At 63.3% G+C, this 24,478-nt stretch carries 28 protein-coding genes and 1 pseudogene; 14 read left to right on the forward strand and 15 right to left on the reverse strand.

Annotation, left to right across the window (positions count from 1 at the left end; genetic code table 11):
• Positions 1-116: 116 nt before the first annotated feature.
• Both EN852_RS13025 and EN852_RS13030 read left to right on the forward strand, forming a co-directional pair.
• On the forward strand, positions 117-1,397 hold the full coding sequence (locus EN852_RS13025; protein ID WP_127873762.1) for an O-acetylhomoserine aminocarboxypropyltransferase: 1,281 nt from the start codon (positions 117-119) through the stop codon (positions 1,395-1,397).
• A 1-nt stretch (position 1,398) separates the two neighbouring features.
• On the forward strand, positions 1,399-1,743 hold the full coding sequence (locus tag EN852_RS13030) for a cupin domain-containing protein (protein WP_127873761.1): 345 nt from the start codon (positions 1,399-1,401) through the stop codon (positions 1,741-1,743).
• Between the two features lie 49 nt (positions 1,744-1,792).
• Here EN852_RS13030 and EN852_RS13035 read toward each other — a convergent pair whose 3' ends face one another.
• Both EN852_RS13035 and EN852_RS13040 read right to left on the reverse strand, forming a co-directional pair.
• Positions 1,793-3,031, reverse strand: a complete 1,239-nt coding sequence (locus tag EN852_RS13035) for a cytochrome P450 (protein WP_127873760.1) — start codon at positions 3,029-3,031, stop codon at positions 1,793-1,795.
• A gap of 80 nt (positions 3,032-3,111) precedes the next feature.
• Positions 3,112-3,840 (reverse strand): hypothetical protein, encoded by a 729-nt coding sequence (locus tag EN852_RS13040; protein WP_127873759.1) that lies wholly within the window; start codon positions 3,838-3,840, stop codon positions 3,112-3,114.
• A gap of 110 nt (positions 3,841-3,950) precedes the next feature.
• Between EN852_RS13040 and EN852_RS13045 the strand changes: the two genes are divergently transcribed.
• Both EN852_RS13045 and EN852_RS13050 read left to right on the forward strand, forming a co-directional pair.
• Positions 3,951-4,295: a hypothetical protein gene (locus EN852_RS13045; RefSeq protein ID WP_127873758.1), complete on the forward strand. Its 345-nt coding sequence runs from the start codon at positions 3,951-3,953 to the stop codon at positions 4,293-4,295.
• Between the two features lie 19 nt (positions 4,296-4,314).
• A complete protein-coding gene (locus tag EN852_RS13050) occupies positions 4,315-4,842 on the forward strand; it encodes a gamma carbonic anhydrase family protein (RefSeq protein WP_095818442.1) in 528 nt (175 codons plus the stop codon).
• A 20-nt stretch (positions 4,843-4,862) separates the two neighbouring features.
• Here the strand turns inward: EN852_RS13050 and EN852_RS13055 are convergent, their stop codons facing one another.
• The 4 genes from EN852_RS13055 to EN852_RS13070 form a co-directional block, all read right to left on the reverse strand.
• Positions 4,863-5,414 carry an ankyrin repeat domain-containing protein gene (locus tag EN852_RS13055; protein ID WP_127873757.1) on the reverse strand — a complete coding sequence of 184 codons (552 nt, stop codon included), beginning with the start codon at positions 5,412-5,414 and terminating at the stop codon, positions 4,863-4,865.
• Between the two features lie 252 nt (positions 5,415-5,666).
• Positions 5,667-6,272 (reverse strand): transglutaminase-like cysteine peptidase, encoded by a 606-nt coding sequence (locus EN852_RS13060; RefSeq protein ID WP_127873756.1) that lies wholly within the window; start codon positions 6,270-6,272, stop codon positions 5,667-5,669.
• 274 nt (positions 6,273-6,546) lie between these two features.
• Positions 6,547-7,164 carry a PilZ domain-containing protein gene (locus EN852_RS13065; protein WP_095820716.1) on the reverse strand — a complete coding sequence of 206 codons (618 nt, stop codon included), beginning with the start codon at positions 7,162-7,164 and terminating at the stop codon, positions 6,547-6,549.
• A 173-nt stretch (positions 7,165-7,337) separates the two neighbouring features.
• Complete coding sequence (locus tag EN852_RS13070) at positions 7,338-7,976, reverse strand: PAS domain-containing protein (protein WP_042643989.1); 639 nt, start codon at positions 7,974-7,976, stop codon at positions 7,338-7,340.
• A 426-nt stretch (positions 7,977-8,402) separates the two neighbouring features.
• On the opposite strand from EN852_RS13070, the gene EN852_RS13075 reads away from it, so the two are divergent.
• The gene (locus EN852_RS13075; protein ID WP_127873755.1) at positions 8,403-9,140 is read left to right on the forward strand and encodes a rhomboid family intramembrane serine protease; all 738 of its coding nucleotides are present in this window, start codon (positions 8,403-8,405) and stop codon (positions 9,138-9,140) included.
• A 313-nt stretch (positions 9,141-9,453) separates the two neighbouring features.
• Positions 9,454-9,885: a CBS domain-containing protein gene (locus tag EN852_RS13080; protein WP_127873754.1), complete on the forward strand. Its 432-nt coding sequence runs from the start codon at positions 9,454-9,456 to the stop codon at positions 9,883-9,885.
• A 48-nt stretch (positions 9,886-9,933) separates the two neighbouring features.
• On the opposite strand, the pseudogene EN852_RS42300 reads toward EN852_RS13080, so the two are convergent.
• Positions 9,934-10,080, reverse strand: a pseudogene (locus EN852_RS42300) (YjhX family toxin); the annotation flags it as partial.
• A 257-nt stretch (positions 10,081-10,337) separates the two neighbouring features.
• Here EN852_RS42300 and gatB point away from each other — a divergent pair.
• The 3 genes from gatB to EN852_RS13100 all read left to right on the forward strand — a co-directional run bounded on the left by gatB (position 10,338) and on the right by EN852_RS13100 (position 13,152).
• On the forward strand, positions 10,338-11,837 hold the full coding sequence (gene gatB, locus EN852_RS13090) for an Asp-tRNA(Asn)/Glu-tRNA(Gln) amidotransferase subunit GatB (protein ID WP_127873753.1): 1,500 nt from the start codon (positions 10,338-10,340) through the stop codon (positions 11,835-11,837).
• A 4-nt stretch (positions 11,838-11,841) separates the two neighbouring features.
• A complete protein-coding gene (locus EN852_RS13095) occupies positions 11,842-12,330 on the forward strand; it encodes a GNAT family N-acetyltransferase (RefSeq protein ID WP_127873752.1) in 489 nt (162 codons plus the stop codon).
• Between the two features lie 123 nt (positions 12,331-12,453).
• Entirely contained in the window at positions 12,454-13,152 is a 699-nt protein-coding gene (locus EN852_RS13100) for an AIM24 family protein (RefSeq protein ID WP_127873751.1), read from the forward strand.
• A 49-nt stretch (positions 13,153-13,201) separates the two neighbouring features.
• Here the strand turns inward: EN852_RS13100 and panC are convergent, their stop codons facing one another.
• Positions 13,202-14,053, reverse strand: a complete 852-nt coding sequence (panC, locus tag EN852_RS13105; protein WP_127873750.1) for a pantoate--beta-alanine ligase — start codon at positions 14,051-14,053, stop codon at positions 13,202-13,204.
• Complete coding sequence (gene panB / locus EN852_RS13110) at positions 14,050-14,886, reverse strand: 3-methyl-2-oxobutanoate hydroxymethyltransferase (protein WP_127873749.1); 837 nt, start codon at positions 14,884-14,886, stop codon at positions 14,050-14,052. The genes panC and panB overlap by 4 nt, the downstream gene beginning before the upstream one ends.
• A 216-nt stretch (positions 14,887-15,102) precedes the next feature.
• Between panB and EN852_RS13115 the strand changes: the two genes are divergently transcribed.
• The 3 genes from EN852_RS13115 (at position 15,103) to EN852_RS13125 (ending at position 16,724) form a co-directional block, all read left to right on the forward strand.
• Positions 15,103-15,501: an NADH:ubiquinone oxidoreductase subunit NDUFA12 gene (locus EN852_RS13115; RefSeq protein ID WP_127873748.1), complete on the forward strand. Its 399-nt coding sequence runs from the start codon at positions 15,103-15,105 to the stop codon at positions 15,499-15,501.
• 126 nt (positions 15,502-15,627) lie between these two features.
• Entirely contained in the window at positions 15,628-16,281 is a 654-nt protein-coding gene (locus EN852_RS13120) for a DUF2155 domain-containing protein (RefSeq protein ID WP_348643428.1), read from the forward strand.
• Between the two features lie 59 nt (positions 16,282-16,340).
• Complete coding sequence (locus EN852_RS13125) at positions 16,341-16,724, forward strand: hypothetical protein (RefSeq protein ID WP_127873747.1); 384 nt, start codon at positions 16,341-16,343, stop codon at positions 16,722-16,724.
• A 2-nt stretch (positions 16,725-16,726) separates the two neighbouring features.
• Here the strand turns inward: EN852_RS13125 and aat are convergent, their stop codons facing one another.
• The 6 genes from aat to EN852_RS13155 form a co-directional block, all read right to left on the reverse strand.
• A complete protein-coding gene (aat, locus tag EN852_RS13130) occupies positions 16,727-17,344 on the reverse strand; it encodes a leucyl/phenylalanyl-tRNA--protein transferase (protein ID WP_127873746.1) in 618 nt (205 codons plus the stop codon).
• A gap of 12 nt (positions 17,345-17,356) precedes the next feature.
• A complete protein-coding gene (accC, locus tag EN852_RS13135; RefSeq protein ID WP_127867906.1) occupies positions 17,357-18,700 on the reverse strand; it encodes an acetyl-CoA carboxylase biotin carboxylase subunit in 1,344 nt (447 codons plus the stop codon).
• Positions 18,701-18,713: 13 nt separating this feature from the next.
• Positions 18,714-19,181 carry an acetyl-CoA carboxylase biotin carboxyl carrier protein gene (gene accB / locus EN852_RS13140; RefSeq protein ID WP_127867907.1) on the reverse strand — a complete coding sequence of 156 codons (468 nt, stop codon included), beginning with the start codon at positions 19,179-19,181 and terminating at the stop codon, positions 18,714-18,716.
• A gap of 26 nt (positions 19,182-19,207) precedes the next feature.
• Positions 19,208-19,642, reverse strand: a complete 435-nt coding sequence (gene aroQ / locus EN852_RS13145) for a type II 3-dehydroquinate dehydratase (protein WP_127873745.1) — start codon at positions 19,640-19,642, stop codon at positions 19,208-19,210.
• Positions 19,643-19,774: 132 nt separating this feature from the next.
• Positions 19,775-20,602, reverse strand: a complete 828-nt coding sequence (locus EN852_RS13150; RefSeq protein WP_127873744.1) for a DsbA family protein — start codon at positions 20,600-20,602, stop codon at positions 19,775-19,777.
• A 58-nt stretch (positions 20,603-20,660) separates the two neighbouring features.
• Entirely contained in the window at positions 20,661-22,073 is a 1,413-nt protein-coding gene (locus EN852_RS13155) for a M48 family metalloprotease (RefSeq protein WP_127873743.1), read from the reverse strand.
• Between the two features lie 184 nt (positions 22,074-22,257).
• On the opposite strand from EN852_RS13155, the gene EN852_RS13160 reads away from it, so the two are divergent.
• Together EN852_RS13160 and EN852_RS13165 are read left to right on the forward strand one after the other, a co-directional pair.
• Complete coding sequence (locus tag EN852_RS13160; protein WP_127873742.1) at positions 22,258-23,406, forward strand: aminotransferase class I/II-fold pyridoxal phosphate-dependent enzyme; 1,149 nt, start codon at positions 22,258-22,260, stop codon at positions 23,404-23,406.
• A 5-nt stretch (positions 23,407-23,411) separates the two neighbouring features.
• The gene (locus EN852_RS13165; protein ID WP_189545880.1) at positions 23,412-24,341 is read left to right on the forward strand and encodes a glutaminase; all 930 of its coding nucleotides are present in this window, start codon (positions 23,412-23,414) and stop codon (positions 24,339-24,341) included.
• Positions 24,342-24,478: the final 137 nt, after the last annotated feature.

The raw sequence follows: 24,478 nt of genomic DNA on the forward strand, positions 1-24,478 counted from the left end.
TTTTCCCGGGCGTTCGCGGCAGATCGCACCCGGAAAGGTATTTTCTTCTTTGCATTCCAACTCGGGCTTCGCCAAGAATGCCCGGCGATTTTTCGAAGATCAGGAGAGGGATTTCGATGACCCGTACGCCCGGTTTCAACACCTTGGCCGTTCATGCCGGCGCCAAGCCAGATCCGGCCACTGGCGCCCGCGCCACGCCGATCTACCAGACCACCTCCTTCGTCTTCGACGATGCCGACCACGCCGCTTCGCTGTTCGGGCTGAAGGCCTTCGGCAACATCTACACCCGCATCATGAACCCGACGCAGGCGGTGCTCGAGGAGCGCGTCGCCGCGCTGGAAGGCGGCACGGCGGCGCTTGCCGTCGCTTCCGGCCATGCCGCGCAGGTCATTGTCTTCCACAATCTGATGCAGCCCGGCGACAACTTCGTCGCCGCCAACAAGCTCTATGGCGGTTCGATCAACCAGTTCGGCCATGCCTTCAAGAATTATGGCTGGGAGGTGCGCTGGGCCGAGGCGAATGATCCGGCGACCTTCGAAAGCCAGATCGACGACAGGACCAAGGCGATCTTCATCGAGAGCCTCGCCAATCCCGCCGGCACCTTCGTCGATATCGAGAAGATCGGTGACATTGCCCGCAAGCACGGCCTGCCGCTGATCGTCGACAACACGCTGGCCTCGCCCTATCTGGTGCGGCCCATCGAGCACGGCGCCGACATCGTCGTCCATTCGCTGACAAAATTCATCGGCGGACACGGCAATTCGATCGGCGGCGTCATCGTCGACGGCGGCACGTTCGACTGGTCGAAATCGGGCAAATACCCGATGCTGTCGGAGCCGCGGCCTGAATATGGCGGCCTGGTGCTGCACGAGACCTTCGGCAACTTCGCTTTTGCCATCGCCGCGCGCGTGCTCGGCCTGCGCGACCTTGGCCCGGCGATCTCGCCCTTCAACGCCTTCCTAATCCTGACCGGCCTGGAGACGCTGCCACTCAGGATGCAGCGCCATTGCGACAACGCCGCGAGCGTTGCCGGCTGGCTCTCAAACCATCCCAAGGTTGCCTGGGTGAACTATCCCGGGCTGCCGAGCGACAAGAACAACGCGCTGCAGAAGAAGTATTCGCCGCAGGGCGCGGGCGCCGTCTTCACCTTCGGTCTCAAGGGCGGCTACGAGGCCGGCGTCAAATTCGTCGAGGCGCTGGAACTGTTCTCGCATCTGGCCAATGTCGGCGACACCAAGTCGCTGGTCATTCATCCAGCCTCGACCACGCACCGCCAGCTTTCCGACGAGCAGAAGGTCAAGGCCGGCGCCGGGCCGGACACCGTGCGGCTGTCGATCGGCATCGAGGACGTCAACGACATCGTCGCCGACCTCGAACAGGCGCTCGGCAAGGTCTGACATGTCGGCCTTTCTTGAGGTCAATATCGACAGCGTCGAACCGGAGGCCGGCGCGCCGGCCCCGGACCGGGTGATCTCCGGCGATCCGAAATTCCGCACCTGGAATGTCGAGGAGCGCGACGGCGGCCTCTACGCCGGCATTTGGGAAGCGACGCCAGGCAAATGGCGAATCGTCTATGACGAATGGGAGTTCTGCCACATCCTGTCCGGCGTTTCCGTCATCGCCGAGGACGGCGGCGAGGCGCGCACCGTGCGGGCCGGCGACAGCTTCGTGCTGAGGCCTGGTTTCAAGGGCACCTGGGAAGTGCTCGAGACGACGCGCAAGGAATATGTGATCAAGCTCTGAGTAGGCCCCATCGCCTCGTCAAGGATGACGAAGCGGCGCAGGCCTAGGCTCAAAACGTGACGGCAACCCGTTCCAGTCCGTGGAAATGGTAAGTGTCGCGGAAGCGCGGCGTCTCCGCCAGGCGCAGATCCGGCAGCTGGTCGAACAACGTCTTCAGCGACACCTGCAACTCAAGCCTGGCCAGCGGCGCGCCGATGCAGAAATGGATGCCGGCGCCGAAGGAGACGTTCTTCTGGTCCATGCGGGCCGGATTGAAGGTATCGGGTTCGGCAAAAGCCAGGGGATCGTGATTGGCCATGCCGAGCAGCAGCGCGACCATTTCGCCTGGCTTGACCGATATGCCTGGCGAAACTTCGATTTCCTCATAGGCATAGCGCAGGAACATGTGTAGCGGCGCGTCGAAGCGCAGGCATTCCTCGACTGCCGCGACGTTCTTTTCTGGCGTTTCAAAGAACCGGCGCGGATCGCCGCCCTGGGCCAGGATCGAACGTACCGCATTGCCGGTCTGGTGCACCGTCGCTTCGTGGCCGGCATTGAGAAGCAGGATCGCCGAGGAAACCAGCTCGTCTTCCGACAGCTTCTGGCCGTGGTCCCTGGCCTCTATCAGCAGCGACAGCAGGTCGTCGCCAGGCTTCTTGCGCCGCTCGGCGACGAAGCCGCGCAGGAACGCGGCGAAATCGCGCGCGGCGCGGTTGGCGGTGTCCTCGGTTTCCCGCGTGCGGCCATGCATGTACATGGCGACCATCTGGTGCGACCAGTCGAGCAGTTGCGGCCCCATCTCGACCGGCACGCCGAGCATCTCGGCGATGATGGTGATCGGCAGGGGCGAGGCGTAGGCAGGCAGCAGGTCGACGCCGTTTGGCTCGAAGCGGTCGACCAGCTCGTTGGCCAATACCTCGATGCGTGGCCTGAGCCGCTCGACCTGGCGTGAGACGAAGGCGCGGTTGACCAGCGTCCGCAGCCGGGTGTGCACTGGCGGCTCGAGTTCCAGCATGGAATTGGCCTCGATCGCATCAAAAGCCACGAGGTGCGAGCGGTCGTCGCCAATGCCGCGGCTGTCGGGAATACCGGCCGGATTCTGGCGGCCGAAACGGCGGTCGCGCAGCAGCCGGTTGACGTCGTCGAAACCGCCAAAGCACCAGAAACCGTAGTCTTCCCAGAAGAAGGCGTTGGCTGTGCCGTGCAGGAAGGCATAGGCCTCATAGGGGTTCTGGACGAAGGCCGGCTCGTGCGGGTCGAGGCGCAGGCGGCGACCGGACGGGTCGAAGGCGAGATAAGCTGGCGTCATGCTCGATCTTTAGCGCGCCTTGTCAGTCCGATGCCAGACAATGTCTTGGCGCCCGGGACGGAGAAGCGTTGAGCCAGCCGCTAATGTCCTGTCTTCAGGATGCTCGCCACCTTGGCGGCAATTGCCGCATCGAGCGCCGGCCAGTTCGCCAGCAGCTCGCGCGGAAAACGGTAGGTGAGGCTGAGGTCGTCGCCGACCTGGATGTCGCGCTCGCAAGGCGCCAGCGATTCTTCCGCGCTCGGCCCGCTGAGGCAGCGGGCCACGAACGGATCCTTGCCGGGGCGCGAGGCGACGGCCAGCACCTCGTTGAGATAGCCTGATTTTTCGCTGAAAGCGTAAACCGTCGTCCCGCCTGGACCGGGCGTGCCGGGCTTTTCGATCAGGGCGCTGTAGATCGGCGCGAAACGGCCGCTCATGTCGCGCGACATCATCCGCGGCTCGAACGACAAGAAGATGATCTTCCTGGCCGTGGTGTGGTTGAAGTCGTCGCGCGCGGCCGCGCTGTAGCCGTCCATCTCGGGATAGCGCAGATAGAGATCGAGCCGCGAGGCAATGCCGTCTCGCCTCGCCTGGTCGAAGCGGATGAAGTTTGCCGGCACGCTGATCAGATTGTTGCCCATGACGATCCGGCGCACCGTCGTGTCATCGGTATAGCCGGCCATGGCGATCGACCGTCCAAGCCATTTGCCGCCGACGCTGATGGCCACCGAAAGCAGCGCCAGCGCCGCGAAAATATAGAAGACCCGCTTCATCAAGGTCGAATCGACGACCTCGAAGTCCGGGCTCTCCGCGGCGGTTGCCTGTCTCATTCGCTCTTTCCCGATCCGCCCACCTGTCCTTCGGCGGCACAGCCTGCGCGGCATGGCTCTTGCAGCGCGTTGGCACGACTGTGCGTTTTCATGGTAAACGGTTGGTAAACATGGATCCCATTGTGCTTGTTCTTTACGCTTTCGCGGTTGGTGTCACGGCCTGCGGGCTGGCCGGATCGGCCATGGAACTGTTGTCAGGCCGGCGCCTGGCCTTTGCCGAGCCCTATGTCTCGCCGGTCCATATCCTGCGCTCGCTCGCGGCAACGGCTTGCGCCGGACCGTTCATGCTTACCAACGAAGCCTTGGCCGCCCGACGAGAGGGCCGCATCGCCACGATGGCGCTGTTGTCCTGCGGTTGCACGGCCATCGCCTGGGCTCTGGCGCTCGGCATCGTGCTCATCGCCATTGCATCCTGGGCGACCGAGAACTTAGGGTCCTTCGAATTCTCTGGTTGAGACGATTCGGAGACACAAAATGCCGGTCTATGCGATCGATGGGAAAGCGCCTGAGTTCGAGGATGCGGAAACCAACTGGATCGCGCCGGACGCCACGCTGATCGGCAATATCCGGATCGGGCGCAATGTCGGCTTCTGGTTCGGCGTCGCCATCCGCGGCGACGGCGAGCCAATTTCGATCGGCGCCGATACCAATGTGCAGGAACATACGATCATGCACACCGATCCGGGCTTTCCGCTGACCATCGGCGAAGGCTGCACGATCGGCCACAGGGCGCTGCTGCATGGCTGCACGATCGGCGACAACAGCCTGATCGGCATGGGTGCCATCGTGTTGAACGGCGCCAGGATCGGCAACAACTCGCTGGTCGGCGCCGGCGCGCTGGTGACGGAGAACAAGGTTTTTCCCGACAATTCGCTGATCGTCGGCTCGCCCGCCAAGGTGATCAGGACGCTGGACGAAGCGGCAATCGAGCGGCTGCGCGTCTCGGCGGCGCATTACGTGGCCAACGCCAAACGCTTCAAGGCCAAGCTGACGGTGGTATAAGGGCGGCCGCGCGCCGCGCGTCATCCACGGCGGCTGTTCATCGCTTCCCGCAGCAGAAAGGCGCCGGCCTCGAAGCCGGCCTCTTCGGCGCCTTCCAATGGCGTCTCATAGTCGTCGATGCGGGTCCTTAGCGACGGGTCCGCGCCCGAGAGCAGCAGCAGGTGGATTGCCTCGACGTCACGCCGCGAAACCGCGTAGTGCAGGGGCGTCCAGTCGTTCACGCCGCGCATATTCGGATCGGCGCCATGCTCGAGCAGGATATGGATGACGTCCAGCCGATCCGGCCTTTCCGTCGACAATGCCGCGATGATCGAAGGAAAGCCGGCCAGATCTTCGTAGTTCGGGTTCGAGCCGGCATCGAGAAGCGCGGTGATGAACGCGGCCGGGCTCCAGTAGATGGCATATTCCAACGGGTGGCCAAGGCCGAGCTCGAATGGCATCCGCTCGTCGAACCAGCGTGCGGAGCCGCCGAGCGCAACGCCCAGGGCCGCGAAATCTCCGGCCTTGAACGCTTCGTCTATAGCCTTGAAAAGCCGGTGTCGGGCGCCGCGATCCTCAGGGACTTCCAGCATCGCCTTCATCCGCAATGAGCGACCTATATTGCGCCCTTCCACCTCGCTCGGAAAGGCCGTCTCGGCGGCGGCCCTCGGCAAGATCCCGGTCGTTTGCCCTCGACAGACACGGCCTAAAACAGCGGAGCCGGCCCCGGGGACAGGGGCCGGCTCCTAAAACCCGGTCGTTGGGGACGGGGAGGGTGGGGACTCGACCGGGCTTTCTCTCTGGGCGCGCCGCGTCACCGCGACGTGCCCGATCGCTTTGCCGCCTTAGCGGACGCTGGCGACCGCGTCCTCGCGGCCGTCGTTGATCGTCACCCAAACGCCGGAATTCTCAGTCGATTGACGCTTGAGATAGGTGTAGACCGTATCGTTCCAGGCGAGCACTTTCGGCTCGAGATTGTCGAGGATGAACTCGCCGAGGCTGGTGCGCACGGTGAGCACCGCATGGCCGTCGCCATTCGGCTGGCGCACCACCGTCATCAACAGATTGCCGGCCGGAACACCCGCGGCCATCAGCTCGCGACGCTTCTCCAGCGCGTAGTCCTCGCAATCGCCAACGCCATTGTCGGGGTAGGCCCAGTATTCCTCGACACCGTAGATTTCCATGTCGGTGCGCGGCTTGACGCGGGTGTTGACCGAATTGTTGACGTCAACGATCGTTGCCCACAGCTTGCGCGTCAGTTCGACCGGCGACCCCTTCGGCGTCCGCTCGTTGCATTCCCCCGGAATGCGCTGACAGAAATCATAGTGACCGACCGGCTGGGTGGTGCGGCCACCCGTATGCATGTAAACCGGTCCTGCGCTTGCCGTGCCCCAGGCGGAAAGCTGCATCGCCATTGCCAAGAGCAACAGCTTGCCCCTCGTCATTTTCATTCTTGTAGTCTCCCCGTTTGAGGAGACTGTGCCACGTTGGGATTTATTTGACGCAAAAACCCGAAGTAGACATTGAGTAAAACGCCAGTAGAATAAACATAAAAGTTGAACTATCGCGATCTTGGATTATTCAGATTTGCGACGTTCCGCCGGTCACCAGGCCGGCCAGACCGGGCAACAAAAAACCGGCCGCCAGGGGCCGGTCCGCTTCGCTTGCGGGCAGGCCCTGCGCTTGAGCGATTCCAGGAAAGTACGAGCTCGGCGGCTTCGCCCTCTATGACCGCGGCGCGTTGAATTCCTGGTCGAGCGTTTCCGGCCGCTGGATGACCGCGAATTCGATGGCGACGCCGTCCTCGAAATGGCGCACCACCTGGCCGCGCATGGTTCCAAGCATGACCTGGATGCCGATCGCCGGCTTGACGTCGATCTCGATCGCGGCGCCCGAGAGCGACAGGTCGATGATGCGGCACTGATACTGGCGCCCGTCGGTAAGCTGCAGGACGCTCATAGGATTGCGCGGCGCCACGCGCTCGTGGCGACGATCCTCGGGCAGGTCCAGCTCATGCTTGTTGGCAAGCCAGGTGAGCTGCGCGGCAAGCTTGTCCTTCTTGCGGTCGGAAGCGATGACGGTCATGGCGAAACCGTCCTGCGACGTGCGCGTCACGATCCCCTCGACGCGGCCGATATGGTCGATATAGGCGATGACCTTCTCGCCCGGCATGCCGATACGGTCGGTGCGCAGCGCGACGTTGCCGGGTGACATATCGATCACCTGGCATGGATGCTCGGTGCGGTCTTCCAGCATAAAGCGCCCGTAAATCTTGACCCGGACACGCTGGAAGTTGCGCCGCTCAGCTCGTGACGGTGCAAATTCTACCGCCGCTGACCTCATGACTGCCTACACCCCATTGGCGTTCCGCGCGACGATGCGTGGAATCTCGCCTGAAAAACTACAGCGAAGCAGGTTAACAAACGGGAAAAATCGGCCGCGAAAGCCCGGGCCTGGAGACTTGTACGGCGCAGAAAATTAGCCGCGGGTGAGAGGAAAATCCCGCGCGGCCAAGCTCATTCGTGACGTCCGCCGTCGAGAACGACGAGGTGGCGGATGCGGCGCACGCGGCCGAGCGCCGAAATGGTTTCCGGGGGATCGAATTCGGACGGAACGAGTGAGGGAACCTCGATCGCCGGCCGGTTCTTCAGGAACATCGGTTCCTTGTCGGGATCTATCACCCGGATTGTGTCGATGAGCGCGTCGGCGAGCGGGTCCGCGCCCAGCCAGAACGGCTTTTCGGCGGCGCTGATAATGCCTAGGCAGCGCGGGTTCTCGTGGCCCCCATCCAACGGCAGCGCCAGGAGCTCGAATTTGTTGGAGCGGCCGTTGCGGCTGAATCCCTCGTAAGTCATGAACAGAACCGATTTCTGATCGAAAACGCCCTGCATAAGCCGCGACACCAGCCGCTGGTCTTTCTCGCGCCAGAGCGAAGGAAAAGAGAAACCCTTTAGCTCGCGTCCGTAATAGGCACAGAGCCTCGTGCCGGCCAGCCGAAACACCGCTTCGCCGCGCGTGTCGCGCTCGAGGATGAAGGTGTCCGCCAAAAGTGACTTGATGTCGGCCGGCTCCACTTCCGATCGCTTCGGGGCGAGACGGCCATCACGCAGCTGGTTCCAATATTGGAACAGCGCGATTGATCCTTTTTCTTTCATGTCCATTCCGCTCCGCACAATCTGTCTTTTGATGTCCCATCGGCGAACAGACAGGGCGCCCTCCGATGACCTTCATGCGGTGCGGAGCAGGATGCGTGCCAGTATCGTTAACGTTTGTTCACGCCTCGGGGTCGTTAAGGTTAACAAGTGGTTTACATTGCGTGCCGCTGAGGCCCGTGGCACATCAAAACCACTCCAAAACGGTCGTTCTAGCGAGCGACCGGCAGCACTTCAGTCACGAGTTTACGGGGAGCAGGGGACTCGACCGGCCGTTCAGGGGACACCTGAACGGCCTCTTTTTTGATTCGACCCTGTTCTGATTCGCCCCTTTTCGGCTGAGACGCTGTGGCGATTAGCCGTTTGTGATTCGAACGGGCGTGATCTACATGCTCGCCGAAACCCCAAGTCCCAGACCCGCGAAGGTGCATGAGCGAACCGGTAAGCCCCGCTGAAACCGAACCGCCACCCAACGAGGCGCCCGAGCCGCGGCGCCGTGAACCGGTGTTCAACCTGCCGCCGGTCGTGCTTGCGGTGATCGCCATTTGCGCGGTCGTTTATCTGCTGCAGGAATATCTGCTGAACGAGACGCAGCAAATGGTGCTGCTCTATGACGGTGCCTTCATTCCGGTGCTCTACACCGGCAAATATGGCTTCGACTGGTTCCAGTTCACGCGTCCGTTCACCTATGCGTTCATGCATGGTGGCATTGCCCATATCGCCATCAACATGATCTGGCTTGCGGCCTTCGGCTCGCCGCTTGCCAATCGCCTCGGCGCGCTGCGCTTCGCCATATTCTACGCTGTGACCGGGCTGGCCTCGGTTGTCCTGTTCTGGGGGCTGCATCCTTATGGCGAGATGCCGCTCGTCGGTGCATCGGGCGCGATTTCGGGCATGATGGGCGCGGCCGCGCGCTACGGCTTCCGCATCGACCGGTCATCCGGCAGGGCGGCCTTCGCCGGCGAGCCGCTGCCGATCGCGGACGTGTTGCGCTCGCGCGGCGTCGTGACCTTTCTTGGCGTCTGGATGGTGATCAACCTGGCCACCGGCCTGCTCGGCTTCGCGCCGGGCGTCGATGGCCAGATCGCCTGGGAAGCTCATATCGGCGGCTTCGTCGCCGGCTTTTTCGGATTGCGTTTCTTCGACCGCCCGCTGGCTGCCGCTTAGAGCAATTCCAGGAAAAGTGCGCAGCGGTTTTCCGTCCGGAATTGCGTAAAAACAAAGGCATGGAGCGGTTCGCGGTTTCCGTGAAACGGTGAAACGCTCTAGTCCTTAGGCGCACTTGAAAAGCAACCAATCACGGCGCACGATGTTGCCATGCATGTCGCCCAAAAGTGCGCAGCGGTTTTGGGAAAACGACATGCATCAAAACACAAGCGCGCCTTGGCGCGCTTAGAGCCACCCGGTGTCTTCCTAGGGGCGCGGGGGCTCAAAAGCCGGTCGGGGCGGGGAGCCGGCGTCAAAGGCAGTGGAGGACGCCATGACGGTTAAGGCAATTCTTGAAAGCAAGGGCCATGACGTGTTCACGCTCGGGCCCAATGAGAAACTCAGCGAGGCCATTCGCATGCTGGCCGAGCACAGGATCGGCGCGCTCGTCATCACCAATGGCGACCGAAAGATCGTCGGCATCCTCTCGGAGCGTGATATCGTCAAGGTCGTGGCCAGGGAAGGCGCCGCCGCGCTCGATATCCCCGTGCGTTCGGCGATGACGCCGAAGGTGAATATCTGCAACGAAAACCACACGGTCAACGAGGTCATGGAGATCATGACAAGGGGCCGCTTCCGCCATCTGCCGGTGGAGAAAAACGGCCTGCTCGACGGCATCGTCTCCATCGGCGACGTGGTCAAGCGCCGCATCGAGGATGTCGAGCGCGAGGCCGAGGAGATCAAGCAATACATCGCCACCGCCTGATCTCGAGTGAAACCGCCGGCTGTTGCCAGCCGGCGGCGTGGGCGCGTTTTATCGGTTGTCGAACTCGGCGCGGACGAGTTGGAGCCCGCGTCGGGTGATGCGGTAGGGACAGCCAGCCGTCGAGGAAACCGCCTTCTTGCGCCTCAGTTTTCGAAAGAGCTCAAGATCGAAGCCCGGATAGCGCCAGCCGTCGCGGTCAGGCACTGGACCGAGGCGATCTCTTGGATAAAGTCCCGGGAAAAACAACAAAAGCCGCCGCCGCGAGACATCGCGGGCACAGGGTTTCAGGTTTTTCTGCCCTGCCACTCGCCTACGAGGTCTAGGCTTCACCGGCGAACGTGGCGGAAAAGGCCAGAGAACGGCGCTTGTCTCGCGAGGCGGTTTGCACTAGCGGAGTTGCGCACCGAAATATGCGTTTTGCATATCGCGAATTCTAAGATACGCAGGCCTCCATGAGCATCATCGACACCCGCACCCCCGACGCAAAACGTCTGATCCCCGGCGCCACCGGCGACTGGGAGATCATCATCGGGCTCGAAGTGCATGCGCAGGTGATCTCGGAAGCAAAACTTTTCTCCGGCGCCTCGACCTCGTTCGGCGCCGCGCCCAACGCCAATGTCAGCCTTGTCGACGCGGCAATGCCCGGCATGCTGCCGGTCATCAACGAGGAATGCGTCAAGCAGGCGATCCGTACGGGGCTCGGCCTCAAGGCCGCGATCAACCACAAGTCGGTCTTCGACCGGAAGAACTATTTCTATCCGGACCTGCCGCAGGGCTACCAGATCTCGCAGTTCAAGCAGCCGATCGTCGGCGAGGGCAAGGTGATTGTCTCGGTCGGCCCCGACCGCCAGGGCGAGTTCGAGGATATCGAGGTCGGCATCGAGCGCCTGCACCTGGAGCAGGATGCCGGCAAGTCGATGCACGACCAGCACCCGACCATGTCCTATGTCGACCTCAACCGCTCCGGCGTCGCGCTGATGGAGATCGTTTCCAAGCCCGACATCCGCTCGGCCGAGGAGGCCAAGGCCTATGTCACCAAGCTGCGCTCGATCATGCGCTATCTTGGCACCTGCGACGGCAACATGGACGAGGGCTCGCTGCGTGCCGACGTCAACGTCTCGGTGCGCCGTCCGGGCGGCGCGTTCGGCACGCGCTGCGAGATCAAGAACATGAACTCGATCCGCTTCATCGGCCAGGCGATCGAATACGAGGCGCGCCGGCAGATCGCCATTCTCGAGGACGGCGGCAAGATCGACCAGGAGACACGCCTGTTCGACCCGGCCAAGGGCGAGACGCGCTCGATGCGCTCCAAGGAGGAGGCTCACGACTATCGCTATTTCCCGGATCCTGACCTTTTGCCGCTGGAATTCGACCAGGCCTATGTCGATGCGCTTGCCAAGAACCTGCCGGAGCTGCCTGACGACAAGAAGGCGCGGCTGGTCGATGTGCTCGGCCTTTCGGCCTATGACGCCTCGGTGCTGGTTTCGGAAAAGCCGATCGCCGACTATTTCGAGAAGGTTGCCGCCGGGCGTGATGGCAAGCTCGCCGCCAACTGGATCATCAACGATCTTCTGGGTCAGCTGAACAAGGCTGGAAAAGACATTGAAAATGCTCCGGTTTCGCCTGAGCAGCTGGGCGCTGTTCTCGACCTGATCAAGGAAGGCACCATTTCCGGCAAGATCGCCAAGGACCTGTTCGAGATCGTCTGGAACGAGGGCGGCGATCCGCGCCAGCTCGTCGAGAGCCGCGGCATGAAGCAGGTCACCGACACCGGCGCCATCGAGAAGGCCGTCGACGAGGTCATCGCCGCCAACCCGGACAAGGCCGAGCAGGCGCGCGCCAAGCCGACCATGGCCGGCTGGTTCGTCGGTCAGGTCATGAAGGCCACCGGTGGCAAGGCCAACCCGCAGGCGGTCAACGACCTGGTCAAGGCCAAGCTCGGCATCGAATAGGGCGATGTTCGTCCGCACCGCCAGCGAGCGCGATCTTGTTGCGGTCCGCGCGCTGCTGGTCGAGACCTGGCATGCGACCTATGACGGCATCTACGGCGTCCAGCGGGTTACGGCGATCACCGACGACTGGCATTCGATCGCCTCGCTCAAGGCGCGGCTGACGCGGCCGAATTCCGAGTTCCTTGTGGCTGACGACGGCAAGCGGCTCGGCGGCATGGCATTCGCCGCCGCTACCACCGATCCGAAGATCGTCCTTCTGAACCAGCTATACGTGCATCCGGCCTGTCAGCGGCAGGGGATTGGCCAGTCGCTGCTCGACGAAGTCGAAGCCAGTTTTCCGGAGATGGATACGCTGCGCCTCGAAGTCGAGGAAGCGAATGCCGTGGCGATCGCCTTCTACGAGACCAATGGATTCCGGCCGGCGGGCAGGACCGCCAATTGCGGTGGCAATTCGGGATTGCCCGCGCTCATCATGGAAAAACGGCTGGGCTAGATCGGGCACGCCTGTTCATCGCGCGGTTTTGATTTGATCGCGCCGATTCGCGCGATAAAGGCTGGTCGTCGCCGGCGTCGCGAACTCCACAAGGCACAAGTGTCGCCGCAATGGGGGAGAACCATGCCGAGCTTGCCGGAACTGATGCCGACCGAAGTGTCGGACGAGACTTTTGGCGGCGTGACCTATCACGTCGCCGGCGAACTGGTGCCCGTGCTGTCGGTCGATGTGACCAACATGCCGGTCTATTTCGAGCACCACATCCTGCTCTGGAAGAACACCACCATCACCATCGGCCTGAAATCGCTGAAGGGCGCGCTGAAGCGCATGATCGCCGGCATGCAGATCTTCGTCACCGAGGCGTCCGGGCCGGGCGTCATCGCCTTCAGCCGTGACGGGCCCGGCCATATCGTGCCGATCCATCTCCGGCGCGGCGAGGAAATCCAGGTACGCGAGCATCAGTTCCTCGCCGCCACCGCCAGTGTCGACTACAGCTTCGAGCGGGTGCGCGGGCTGGGAACGATGCTGTTCGGCCAGAGCGGCTTCTTCATCGACCGTTTCCGTGGCGAGACCGGCGACGGCATCGTCTGGCTGCACGGCTACGGCAACGTCTTCGAAAAGGTGCTGGCGCCCGGCGAGACCATCGACGTCGAGCCAGGCGGCTGGCTGTTCAAGGACGCTTCGGTGAGGATGGATACGAGGATCGACAAGCTTTCCAGCGGCTTCTTCGGCGCCGCCATGAATTTCGTCGTCAATCGCTTCACCGGGCCGGGCCGCGTCGGCATCCAGTCGATGTACCTGCATATGCCGTCGGAAGAGTAGGCGTCACGGAGTTCGGCGGCGGATCGGCAGCCGATCGAGCCGCCAGCGCTCAGCCGGAGGGAATCTCCACATTGTCGATCAGCCGCGTCGTGCCGAGCCAGGCGGCCGCAAGCAGGCGGCCGTCGCGGTCCCGTCGCCAGGCTGCAAGCGTGACGCTCGCGCGGGCGGCGACATAGTCGACCTGCCGGAAGCCCGCTGAGATAAGTGCCTTTGCCGCATCTTCGGTGGCGGCCGCCTCATCCGTGCCGCCCGAAAGCGCCGCCGCCGTACGGCGCAGGATCGCGTTGAGCTGGCGCGCGATGTCGAGCTCGGCCTCGCCCAGATAGGCATTGCGCGACGACATGGCGAGGCCGTGCGCGTCACGCACGGTCGGCGCGCCAACGATCTCGACGGGCAGATCAAGATCGCGGCAGAGCTGCCTGACGACGCAAAGCTGCTGGTAGTCCTTCTCGCCGAACACCGCGAAATCGGGTGCCGCCTGCAGGAAGAGCTTGGCCACGACGGTCGCGACGCCGTCGAAGAAGCTCGGCCTGAAGTCTGTTTCGAGGCCCGACGAGGGGCCGCCCACCGAGATCTTGGTGGCGAAACCGGCGGGGTACATTTCGCTTACGCCTGGCGTGAAGGCGAGATGCGCGCCCGCCTCCCGCAATCGGCCGAGATCGCGGGCCAGCTGGCGCGGATATTTGTCGAGGTCCTCCGTCGGCGCGAATTGAGTCGGATTGACGAAGATCGAGACGACGCAGCGCTCGGCCCGTTCGAGCGCGATCCTGACCAGCGAGATATGGCCGTCATGCAGCGCGCCCATGGTCGGCACCATGCCGATCCTGAGTCCGGCCCGGCGCCAGTCCCGGACCTGCACGCGAAGGGCGGCGACGCTGTCGACGACGATTGGGGCGTTCATGTCTCGTCCTTGTCGGGTGCGGTCGTCGTGAAGACGTGGTCGGAGCTGGGAAAGGCGCGGCTGCGCACCTCGGCGGCGTAGCGCGCCGCGGCATCCGCCACCACGCTGCGCAAGTCTGCGTATTCCTTGACGAATTTCGGCACGCGGTCGACGGACAGGCCGATCATGTCGTCGATCACCAGGATCTGACCGTCGCAGTCGGCGCTGGCGCCGATACCGATGGTCGGTATGGAAATATGACGGGTCAGCTTCGCGGCCACGGCCTCCATCGTGCCCTCGATGACGACGGAGAAGGCACCGGCCTTTTCCACCGCCTCGGCGTCGCGGAAGAGCGCTGCGATGTTCTCCTCCGTCCGGCCCTTGATCTTGTAGCCGCCGTCCTTTTCCACCGACTGTGGCTGCAACCCGATATGACCCATCACCGGTATTCCTTCGGCGACGATGGCCGCGATCTGGGCGGCCATGTCGACGCCGCCTTCGAGCTTCACGGCCTGGCAGCCCGTTTCCTCGACGATGCGCCTGGCGGATGTCGCGGCCTGTGCCGGCGAGGCCTCATAGCTGCCGGCCGGCATGTCGACCACGACGCAGGCCTTGGCCGAGCCGCGCATCACGGCCTGGCCGTGGGCGATCATCATCTCCAGCGAGGCGCCGAGCGTCGTGGCATGGCCATGCAGGACCATGGCGACGCTGTCGCCGACCAAGAGCAGGTCGACATGCGGATCGAGCAGACGGGCGACTGGGTAGGTATAGGCGGTGAGGCACACGATCGGCACGCCGCCCTTGCGGCAGCGAATATCCTCCGCGCTGATCCGATTGTCGGCGGCTGGAACCAATCGTCACCCCTCCCTCAAGGCGAGCCCGAAACGGACCGGTCGAGCTTTAGAAAGACAGGTCATGCTTGGCAAGCCGAGCGGTGGTTGACGGCTCTGCTGCATCGATTTAGCGCACGAAGCATTTACGTTCAGGACATGGCAAAACCCTTGCCTTCGCGGTGGCGTGACGCCATAAGCAGGGGAAAGGCAGGAGCCGCTGCCGCCGCGAGGATCTGGATGAAAACTTTCCTGCTGCAGTTTTTCACCTGGTGGAACAGCCAGACGCTCGGCACGCGTTTGCACACCTGGCGCTTCGGCAAACGGGTCGGCGAGGATGAGGCCGGCAACGTCTATTACGAAGGCGGCATCGATTCGGAAGGTCGCACCCGCCGTTGGGTCATCTATCGCGATTATTCGGAAGCATCGAAGATCCCGCCGGGATGGCATGGCTGGATCCACCACCGCGTCGACACGCCTCCCTCGAGCGAGAGCTATAAGGCTCGCGAGTGGCAGAAGCCGCATCGGGCGAACCTCACGGGAACGCCCGGCGCCTATCGGCCGCAAGGTTCGATCCTGACCAACCAGCATCGCCCTCAGGTGACCGGCGACTACGACGCTTGGACGCCCGGATCGTAATCCGCGTCCGCGACGCCGCTTCGATCCTTTATCGCCACAATTGGCGTTTAGCTGCTTGCTGACTGCGCAGCCATGACTAGCCTTGGGCGTTGAAGAATCACCCGGGCACAACCACCGGTATTTTGCATGAGCTCTTCTAAGCAATTCCAGGAAAAGTGCGCAGCGGTTTTCCGTCCGGAATTGCGACCCAGGATTCCAAGCCATATCTCCAAGGCGCTGATCGCTGCGACGTCCGTTCTGATTGTCTCGACGACAGCCTTCGCCGCCGCCCAGGCGCCGGCTCCTGCGCCCGCGGCCGCCGACCGCATCACCAATCCGGTGGCCGAGTTTGCCGGCATCGACAAGATCACCGGCCGCATCATCACCTTCGACGTCTATGTCGACGAGACCGTGCAGTTCGGCGCTTTGCAGGTCACGCCCCGCGTCTGCTATTCGCGGCCGGATACGGAGCAGCCGAAGACCGATTCCTTCGTCGAGGTCGACGAGATCACGCTCGACCGCAAGATCCGTCGCATCTTCACCGGCTGGATGTTCGCCGAAAGCCCGGGTCTCAACGCCGTCGAGCACGCCGTCTATGACGTTTGGCTCAAGGGCTGCAAGCAGAAGTCGGACGTGCCGCCGCCGACCGCGGCAAAGGCCGAGACAGGCAAGTCGAAGATCCAGGCCGCCAAACCCAAGGCTTCGGCGGAGCCGGCCGACGCCGCGCCCGAACCGGCTGACGCTGCCCCCGAGCCGGCCGACGCGACGCCGGAGCCGGACGACACCACCAACGCGAACTGATCCCGGAACTTGACCGCCCTTGAGCCGTTCCAACTCGGCAAGGCGAGGAGGATTCCGCGATGACTACCACGAAGCCGTTCATGGCCAACAAGCAGGAGCTTCTCGACATCGAGAAGGGCTTCTGGACCGGCGATTCCGCCTATTATGAAGCCAATGCCGATGTGGAGTGCCTGGTGGCGTTCCCGCAAATGGCCAAGGCGATGACCAATGCCGAACTGGCAGGGACTGCCAGCAAACCCAACCGTTGGCGCAACCTCGACATCAAGCTGAAGGGCATGGTCGAGCCGGGAAGCGATATCGTTATGCTGACTTACGAAGCGCGCGCGACGCGTGAGAACGGCGAATCCTACGCTGCGCTGGTCAGCACCGGCTATGTTCACCGCGCCGATGGCTGGAAGATGATGTTCCATGCGCAGACGCCGTTGGATGCGGCGCAGGGCTGACCTCAAGGATAGAAGACGGCCTCGCCTTTCAGCGCCTCGGCCAGCAGCTTTTCATACTGGCGGCGCGGCACGTCGATGGCGCCGAAGCGCTTCAGATGCTCGGTGGTGAACTGCGTGTCGAGCAGCGCGAAGCCGCGCGCCTTCAGCCGCTCGACGAGATAATAGAGGCAGGTCTTCGAGGCATCGGTCTCCCTGGCGAACATGCTCTCGCCGAAGAACACGCGCCCGAGCGAAACGCCGTAAAGGCCGCCAACCAGGCGGTCCTCGCGCCAGGCTTCGACCGAATGGCAGTGGCCGAGGCGATAGAGCTCGACATAGGCTTCGCGGATCGGCGCGTTGATCCAGGTCGAGCGGCGCTCTTCGCGCTTTTCCGCGCAGCCGTCGATCGTCGCCTCGAAATCGAAATCGTAGCGGATATCGAACGGGTGCCTGCGGATCGTCTTCTTGAGGCTGCGCGGCGTGTGGAACCCGTCCAACGGAATGATGCCGCGCGTTTCCGGCCGCACCCAGAACACTTCCGGGTCGTTGGCGCTCTCGGCCATCGGAAAGACGCCCGAGGCGTAAGCCCTGAGCAGCAGGTCGGTCGGGATGCGATAGCCTGGCGCGTAGGGGCGGGTCATCGCATCCCCGTGCTATTCACCCTTGGCCAGGTATTTTTCCAGCCAGTGGATATCGTAGTCGCCATTGGCGATGTCCGGGTTGCCGACAAGGTCACGGAACAGCGGCAGCGTCGTCTTGATGCCGTCGACGACGAATTCGTCGAGCGCGCGGCGCAGCCGCATCATGCATTCGACGCGGTTGCGGCCATGCACGATCAGCTTGCCGATCAGGCTGTCATAATAGGGCGGGATCTTGTAGCCGGAATAGACACCGGAATCGACGCGGATGCCAAGGCCGCCTGGCGTATGGAAATGCGTGATCGTGCCAGGCGACGGCGTGAAGGTGCGCGGATCCTCCGCGTTGATGCGGCACTCGATGGCATGGCCGTTGAACTTGATGTCTTCCTGCCTGACCGACAGCCCGCCGCCGGATGCGACGCGGATCTGCTCATGCACGAGGTCGATGCCGGTGATCGCCTCGGTCACCGGATGCTCGACCTGAAGGCGGGTGTTCATCTCGATGAAATAGAACTCGCCATTCTCATAGAGGAACTCGATCGTGCCCGCGCCCGAATAGCCGAGATCGGCGATCGCCTTGGCGCAGATGCCGCCGATACGCGAGCGCTCTTCGGTGTTGAGCGCGGGGGAGTTGGCTTCCTCCCAGACTTTCTGGTGACGACGCTGCAGCGAGCAGTCGCGTTCGCCGAAATGCACGCCGCGGCCGGCGCCGTCGCCGAACACCTGCACCTCGATATGGCGCGGCTTCTCCAGATATTTCTCGATATAGACGGCGTCGTCGCCGAAGGCCGCGCCCGCTTCCGACTTTGCCGTCTGCAACGCGACTTCGAGATCTGCTTCGGTGTGCGCTACCTTCATGCCGCGGCCGCCGCCGCCGGCGGAGGCCTTGATGATCACCGGATAGCCGATCTCGGCGGCGACGCGCTTGGCCTCCTTGTCGTCGCTGATCGCGCCATCGGAGCCGGGCACCACCGGAATGCCGAGACGCTTTGCCGTGCGCTTGGCCTCGATCTTGTCGCCCATGATGCGGATATGGTCGCCGGAGGGACCGATGAAGGTGATGTTGTGCGCGGCGAGGATGTCGGCGAACTTCGCGTTCTCGGACAGGAAGCCGTAGCCCGGATGCACGGCGTCGGCGCCGGTGATCTCGCAGGCGGCGACGATCTGATGGATGTTGAGATAGCTTTCGCGCGACGGCGGCGGGCCGATGCAGACGCTCTCGTCGGCGAGCCGCACATGCATGGCGTCGGAATCGGCGGTCGAGTGGACCACCACAGTCTGGATGCCGAGCTCCTTGCAGGCGCGCAGCACCCGGAGCGCGATTTCGCCGCGATTGGCGATGAGGATCTTCTGGAACATCTCTTGGCTGTTCCTACTCGAGGACCACCAGCGGCATTCCGTACTCGACCGGCTGGGCATCCTCGATGAGGATCGCAGTCACCGTGCCGGCGCGCGGCGAAGGAATCTGGTTCATCGTCTTCATCGCCTCGATGATGAGCAGCGTCTGGCCTTCCTTCACCTTCTGGCCGATCTCGACGAACGGCTTGGCGTCGGGCGAGGGCGCCAGATAGGCGGTGCCCACCATCGGCGACGGCACGGCGTTCTTGGACGGATCGGCGGGCACCACGGCGGCGACCGCGGCCGGCTGAGCCGCAGCGGCGACGGGAGCGGCGATCGCGGGCAGGGGCGCGGCAACCGCGTGGACAGCCTGCGACTGGCGCGACACACGCACTTTGAGATCGCCGAGCTCCACCTCGATCTCGGTCAGATTGGTGTCGTTCAGGATGCCCGCCAGATCGCGGATCAGCTGCTGGTCAACACCGGTCTTTTTTATCGACATTTTCGAGCCTTCTGTTTGGGGGCCGGTCACAGGCGTGCCGCCAGTGCCTGCAGCGCGAGCGTGTAGCCGAGCGGCCCGAACCCGCAGATCATGCCGACAGCGACCGGCGCGACCATGGAGACGTGGCGGAAGGGCTCCCGCGCATGGATGTTGGAAAGATGAACCTCCGCCACCGGCAGCGGCGCAACAGAACGGATGGCGTCGTGGATGGCGATCGAGGTGTGGCTGTAGGCGCCGGGATTGATGACGATGCCTGCCGCCTTCTCGCCGGCTTCCTGGATCCAGTCGACCAGGTCGCCCTCGTGATTGGACTGGCGAAAATCGATCTCGAGGCCGAGCGCGGCGCCCGCCGCCTTGCAGTCCTCTTCGATGGCCGCAAGCGTCTTGCCGCCATAGATCCCCGGCTCGCGTTTGCCGAGCGCATTGAGATTGGGACCGTTGAGGACGAAAATCGTTTTCAATATGCCGACCTTGTTTCACGCCGACCCCAAGCCGGCGCACTGGGCCTCTATAATGGGCATAGCCGCCCGCGAAAAGAGCGCAAGTGCGTTCTTACGCTGTCCACAACGGCCGGCTTTTGCATCCGCAAGCACTTACAGCGCGCTCTTGGCCTCTTCGATCTTTTCCGCCAGAACCTGCTGGCCGAGCGCTCCGAAGATCACCTCGTTGCCCACCACATAGGACGGCGTGCCGGTGATCGACAGTTTCGTCGCAAGGTCATAGGTGCGCGAGAGCGTTTCGGCGATGCGGGGATCCTTCATCTTTTCGCGCAGGGTCGCCTCATCGGCACCGAGCGAAAGCGCCACCTTGATGGCGCTGGATTCGGTGGCGCGGCCCTGGCCGCCGAGCAGCGCGGTATGGAACTCGCCGTATTTCTCCGGATGCATCAAGTGGAACGCCATGGAGACGACGCTGGCCTTCTGCGAATCCGGGCTCAGTATCGGGAACTCCTTGAGCACGAAGCGCAGATCCGGGTCGGACTTGGTCAGAGCCTGCATGTCCTCGATGGCGCGTTTGCAGAAACCGCAATTGTAATCGTAGAACTCGACGATCGTGACCTTGCCCTTCGGGTTGCCGACGACGCCGTCGAAGGTCGAGTTGAAGATCTCGTCCTTGGAATTCTTGATGACGCCGAGTGCCGCGAGGCGCTGCTCTTCCTTCTGCTTGGCCTCGAGCGCGTCCTGCACCTCGAGCAGAACTTCCGGATTCTTCAAGAGATAATCGCGGATGATGCCCTCGACTTCCTTTCGGTCGATCTTGGTATCGGCGGCCGTCTTGGTATCGGTGGAGGACGTCACCTGAGCCACCTGCACGGTGTCGGCCTTCGCGGCCTGCGGATTTCCCGCCACGAAACCGAAGGCCAGCATGCCGAGCGCCACCGCCAGACCGCCGGCACTGCCAAGCAGGATTGCCTTGTTCATGATCGTCGTCCTTTTGCCTGTTCCGGTCCGCCTTCGTCGTCGCCGACGTCCGGGAGGTTCATTTGAGTTTATTAGACGGTGTGTAGTTTATAATATCCTGAGCGCGCACCCAGCGGGGTTCGCCGCGCTTCAATTTCTGTTGAGCGCGCATGGCGAAGATCTTCGCATTCTTGTAGTCGCCCGCATAGTAATGGCCCTCTGCGGTGGCGAGATCGGCGGCCGGAATGTCGCCCTGTTCTCCATAGGCCTGCGCCAGGAAGCGATAGGCGTCGGCATTCTCCTTGTCCCGCCCGACGCCGTTGTTGAGCTGGACCACGGCCTTTTTTAGCGAATCGGGCGTGCCCACCGCCATCAGCGCCTGGCCGAGCGAGACCAGAAGCAGTCCAGAGTGCGCGGGATCGAGACTCACCGCCTTGGCATAGGCGTCCGCCGCGTCCTTTGGCTTGTTGGCCTTCATCAGGATATCGCCGCGCAACTCCTGGAAATAGGGGTTCTTCGGCTCCTCCTTGATCAGCGCTGCCGTCTTGGTCAGCGCGGCGCCTGGATTGCCGTAAAGATAGGTCTGCTGCGCGTCGCCATAGCGCGAGGCGAGGCTGGTCGGATTCTTGCGCATCAGCCGTGCCACGGCCGCCTGGCCCTGCATATAGGCGGCGATCTTGATGCGCATCATGTCATGCCGCTGCTGCAGCGCCGGCGGGTCGACAACGTTGACGAAGGGGCTTTGCTTGACGAGTACTTCGAGGTTGGCGATGCGCTCCTGCGGCATCGGATGGCTGATCCGGTAGGGGTCGACCTGGGTGCCGGCCAGCGACAGCGCGCTCTGGAAGCGGCCGAAGGTCTTCAGCATGCCCATGCCGGACTGGCCGGTGGCGTTGAGATAGGTGATCGCCGAACGGTCGGCGGTGATCTCTTCGGTGCGCTGATAGGCGAGGATCGAGCGCTGCGCCATCTCGCCGCCGCCGGCGGCGACGCCCATGCCGGCGCCCGCCAGACCCTTGCTGCTGGTGGTGGCGCCGGCAACTATGGCGCCGGCGCCGAGCAGCGTGGCGATGATCGCCATGGTCTTGGCGCGGTCGAGCTGATCACGCAATTTCTGCTGATGTCCGCCCGCGATATGGCCTGCCTCGTGCGCGATGACGCCGATGATCTCGTTCGGCGTTTCGGCGGTCACCAGCGCGCCGGTATTGATGAACAGGCGCCGCCCGGTGACGAAAGCGTTGAAACTCGGATCATTGACCAGAACGATGTCGATGCCGTCATTGGCAAGACCTGCCGCCTTGAAGATCGGCCGCGCATAATCGCGCACCAGCGCCTCGATCTCGGCGTCGCGCACCACCGGCACGCCTTGCGCGAAGGCGCTGACCGAGCCCGAAACGGCGACGGCAGCGGCAAGCATAAGCGTCGCGAAGCCGCGCGCGGTTCGGCTGAGGGAGGTCGATCTGCCAATCGATGGTCGGAGTCGGCTCAACATAGGTCCACTGGTAGACGAGCGGGCGAAAGATGAAAAGTCGGCGCCGGCAACTTCCTGCGCGCTTGTGATCCCCACATCAATCGGGCATTTGTGCGGCGCTGCCCCTTTAGCCAGGGCAGTTCAAGGCAAGTCTGCGCTGCTTGCCTGCGGAATTCACCGAAACAGGGCAGTTGGAAGAGGTCAAATGGTCGTTTCGCTTTCGCGCCGGGGGGAAGTCGAGCCCTTCCACGCCATGGACATCCTGGCCGAAGCCAACCGGCTGAAGGCCGCCGGCGTGCCCGTGGTGTCGATGGCCGTCGGCCAGCCATCGGATCCCGCGCCGGCCGGAGTCCGTGCGGCCGCGGCCGCGGCCCTCAGGCACGGTCGCATCGGTTACACCGATGCCTTGGGCCTGGCCGATCTGCGCAAGGCGATCGCCGAGCACTATGGCGAGCATTACGGGATCGACGTCGCGCCGTCGCGCATTGCCGTCACGACCGGCTCGTCGGCCGCATTCAACCTCGCTTTCCTGGCGATGTTCGATCCGGGCGACCGGGTCGCCATCGCCGCGCCTGGCTATCCTGCCTACCGCAACATCATGTCGGCGCTCGGCATCGAGATCGTCGAGATCGAGCTCGGCGCGGACGCTTACCTGCATGCTGATCACCTGAAGAGCGCGCATGGCGATAAGCCACTGAAGGGCGTGCTGTTTGCCAGCCCCGCCAATCCGACGGGTGCGGTGATCCCGGCGGACGAACTTGCGGCCCTGGTGGAGACGGCCGAGGAACTCGGCATCGCCGTCATCTCCGACGAAATCTACCACCGGTTGGCCTATGCGGCCCCCGATGTCACCGCGCTGGCGCATGGCGCCGACGTGACCGTCATCAATTCCTTCTCGAAATACTATTGCATGACCGGCTGGCGCATCGGCTGGATGGTGCTGCCCGAGGAACTGGTGCGGCCGGTCGAGCGCATCGCCCAAAGCCTCTATATCTCGCCGCCGGAATTGTCGCAGATTGCCGCGATCGAGGCCTTCAAGGCGACGGAGGAACTGGAAAAGGTGAAGGCGCGCTACGCCTGGAATCGCGACCTTCTGATGCAACGCCTGCCGGAGCTCGGTTTCGCGCTGGCCGCGCCGATGGACGGTGCCTTCTACGCCTTCTGCGATGTCACCCGCCACACCAATGACAGCATGGCCTTCGCGCGCAAAATGCTTGCCGAGGCACATGTCGCGGCCACACCCGGCCGCGATTTCGACCCACTGCAGGGGCATCGCACCATGCGCTTTTCCTATGCCGGCAGCCATGACGACATGGTCGAGGCGCTGGCCCGCATCGAACGCTGGCTGAAATAGAAGCCATGCCGGAACTCGAGCAAGCATTGGCGGAAGTCGCCGCCGAAATGGCTGAGCGCACCGATCGCGGCAGGGTGGCGACCTACATCCCGCAGCTCGGCAAGGTCGATCCGAAGAGATTCGGCATCGCCGCCGTGACCAATGATGGCCGCGTCATCCTTGCCGGCGATGCCGATCAGCCCTTTTCTATCCAGAGCGTTTCGAAGGTCTTCACCCTCACCCTGGCGCTGGGCAAGATCGGCGATGCACTCTGGCAGCGCGTCGGTCGCGAGCCGTCCGGCAACCCGTTCAACTCGATCGTCCAGCTCGAGCATGAGAACGGCATTCCACGCAATCCGTTCATCAACGCCGGCGCCATCGTCGTCTCCGACGTGCTGCTCGCCGGCCATCAGCCGCGCGAGGCGATCGGCGAGATCCTGCGCTTCATCCAGTTCCTCGCCGATGACGAGACGATCATCATCGACCGCGAAGTGGCGGCATCCGAGCGGGCCACCGGCTACCGCAACTTCGCTCTGGCCAACTACATGAAATCCTTCGGCAATCTCCATCATGAGCCGGAGCTGGCGCTGGGTGTCTATTTCCACCATTTCGCCGTTGCCATGAGCTGCCGCCAGCTCGCCATGGCGGGACGCTTTCTGGCCAATGGCGGCAGGAACCCGGCGACCGGGCACTCGGTCGTGTCGGCCGAGCGGGCGCGCCGCATCGGCGCGTTGATGCTGACCTGCGGCCATTATGACGGTTCCGGCGATTTCGCCTTCCACGTTGGCATTCCCGGCAAAAGCGGCGTCGGCGGCGGCATTCTCGGCATCGTGCCCGGGGTGGCTTCGCTGGCAGTGTGGTCGCCCGGTCTCAACGAGAACGGCAACTCCAAGCTTGGCTCGATCGCGCTGGAGAAGCTCGCACGCATGATGAACTGGTCGATCTTCGCGCCGTAGGCAAGTCGATATTCAGGTGAGGCCGGCCTGCAAATGGCGGGTCCCTGCGCTTCCGGTGCTCACGTACTTCAAGTACTCTCCGCTCCGGTTCTCGGAACCCCACCATTTTCGACTCGGCCTGACCTGAATCTCGATTT

It is taken from the genome of Mesorhizobium sp. M2E.F.Ca.ET.209.01.1.1 (assembly GCF_004010375.2).
GTDB lineage: Bacteria > Pseudomonadota > Alphaproteobacteria > Rhizobiales > Rhizobiaceae > Mesorhizobium.

Bases quoted from the DNA above. Each gene is read 5' to 3' on its own strand.
- EN852_RS13025 (WP_127873762.1), top strand. From the start codon at position 117: ATGACCCGTACGCCCGGTTTCAACACCTTGGCCGTTCATGCCGGCGCC.
- EN852_RS13030 (WP_127873761.1), top strand. From the start codon at position 1,399: ATGTCGGCCTTTCTTGAGGTCAATATCGACAGCGTCGAACCGGAGGCC.
- EN852_RS13035 (WP_127873760.1), bottom strand. From the start codon at position 3,031: ATGACGCCAGCTTATCTCGCCTTCGACCCGTCCGGTCGCCGCCTGCGC.
- EN852_RS13040 (WP_127873759.1), bottom strand. From the start codon at position 3,840: ATGAGACAGGCAACCGCCGCGGAGAGCCCGGACTTCGAGGTCGTCGAT.
- EN852_RS13045 (WP_127873758.1), top strand. From the start codon at position 3,951: ATGGATCCCATTGTGCTTGTTCTTTACGCTTTCGCGGTTGGTGTCACG.
- EN852_RS13050 (WP_095818442.1), top strand. From the start codon at position 4,315: ATGCCGGTCTATGCGATCGATGGGAAAGCGCCTGAGTTCGAGGATGCG.
- EN852_RS13055 (WP_127873757.1), bottom strand. From the start codon at position 5,414: ATGCTGGAAGTCCCTGAGGATCGCGGCGCCCGACACCGGCTTTTCAAG.
- EN852_RS13060 (WP_127873756.1), bottom strand. From the start codon at position 6,272: ATGAAAATGACGAGGGGCAAGCTGTTGCTCTTGGCAATGGCGATGCAG.
- EN852_RS13065 (WP_095820716.1), bottom strand. From the start codon at position 7,164: ATGAGGTCAGCGGCGGTAGAATTTGCACCGTCACGAGCTGAGCGGCGC.
- EN852_RS13070 (WP_042643989.1), bottom strand. From the start codon at position 7,976: ATGAAAGAAAAAGGATCAATCGCGCTGTTCCAATATTGGAACCAGCTG.
- EN852_RS13075 (WP_127873755.1), top strand. From the start codon at position 8,403: ATGAGCGAACCGGTAAGCCCCGCTGAAACCGAACCGCCACCCAACGAG.
- EN852_RS13080 (WP_127873754.1), top strand. From the start codon at position 9,454: ATGACGGTTAAGGCAATTCTTGAAAGCAAGGGCCATGACGTGTTCACG.
- gatB (WP_127873753.1), top strand. From the start codon at position 10,338: ATGAGCATCATCGACACCCGCACCCCCGACGCAAAACGTCTGATCCCC.
- EN852_RS13095 (WP_127873752.1), top strand. From the start codon at position 11,842: ATGTTCGTCCGCACCGCCAGCGAGCGCGATCTTGTTGCGGTCCGCGCG.
- EN852_RS13100 (WP_127873751.1), top strand. From the start codon at position 12,454: ATGCCGAGCTTGCCGGAACTGATGCCGACCGAAGTGTCGGACGAGACT.
- panC (WP_127873750.1), bottom strand. From the start codon at position 14,053: ATGAACGCCCCAATCGTCGTCGACAGCGTCGCCGCCCTTCGCGTGCAG.
- EN852_RS13115 (WP_127873748.1), top strand. From the start codon at position 15,103: ATGAAAACTTTCCTGCTGCAGTTTTTCACCTGGTGGAACAGCCAGACG.
- EN852_RS13120 (WP_348643428.1), top strand. From the start codon at position 15,628: ATGAGCTCTTCTAAGCAATTCCAGGAAAAGTGCGCAGCGGTTTTCCGT.
- EN852_RS13125 (WP_127873747.1), top strand. From the start codon at position 16,341: ATGACTACCACGAAGCCGTTCATGGCCAACAAGCAGGAGCTTCTCGAC.
- aat (WP_127873746.1), bottom strand. From the start codon at position 17,344: ATGACCCGCCCCTACGCGCCAGGCTATCGCATCCCGACCGACCTGCTG.
- accC (WP_127867906.1), bottom strand. From the start codon at position 18,700: ATGTTCCAGAAGATCCTCATCGCCAATCGCGGCGAAATCGCGCTCCGG.
- accB (WP_127867907.1), bottom strand. From the start codon at position 19,181: ATGTCGATAAAAAAGACCGGTGTTGACCAGCAGCTGATCCGCGATCTG.
- EN852_RS13150 (WP_127873744.1), bottom strand. From the start codon at position 20,602: ATGAACAAGGCAATCCTGCTTGGCAGTGCCGGCGGTCTGGCGGTGGCG.
- EN852_RS13155 (WP_127873743.1), bottom strand. From the start codon at position 22,073: ATGTTGAGCCGACTCCGACCATCGATTGGCAGATCGACCTCCCTCAGC.
- EN852_RS13160 (WP_127873742.1), top strand. From the start codon at position 22,258: ATGGTCGTTTCGCTTTCGCGCCGGGGGGAAGTCGAGCCCTTCCACGCC.
- EN852_RS13165 (WP_189545880.1), top strand. From the start codon at position 23,412: ATGCCGGAACTCGAGCAAGCATTGGCGGAAGTCGCCGCCGAAATGGCT.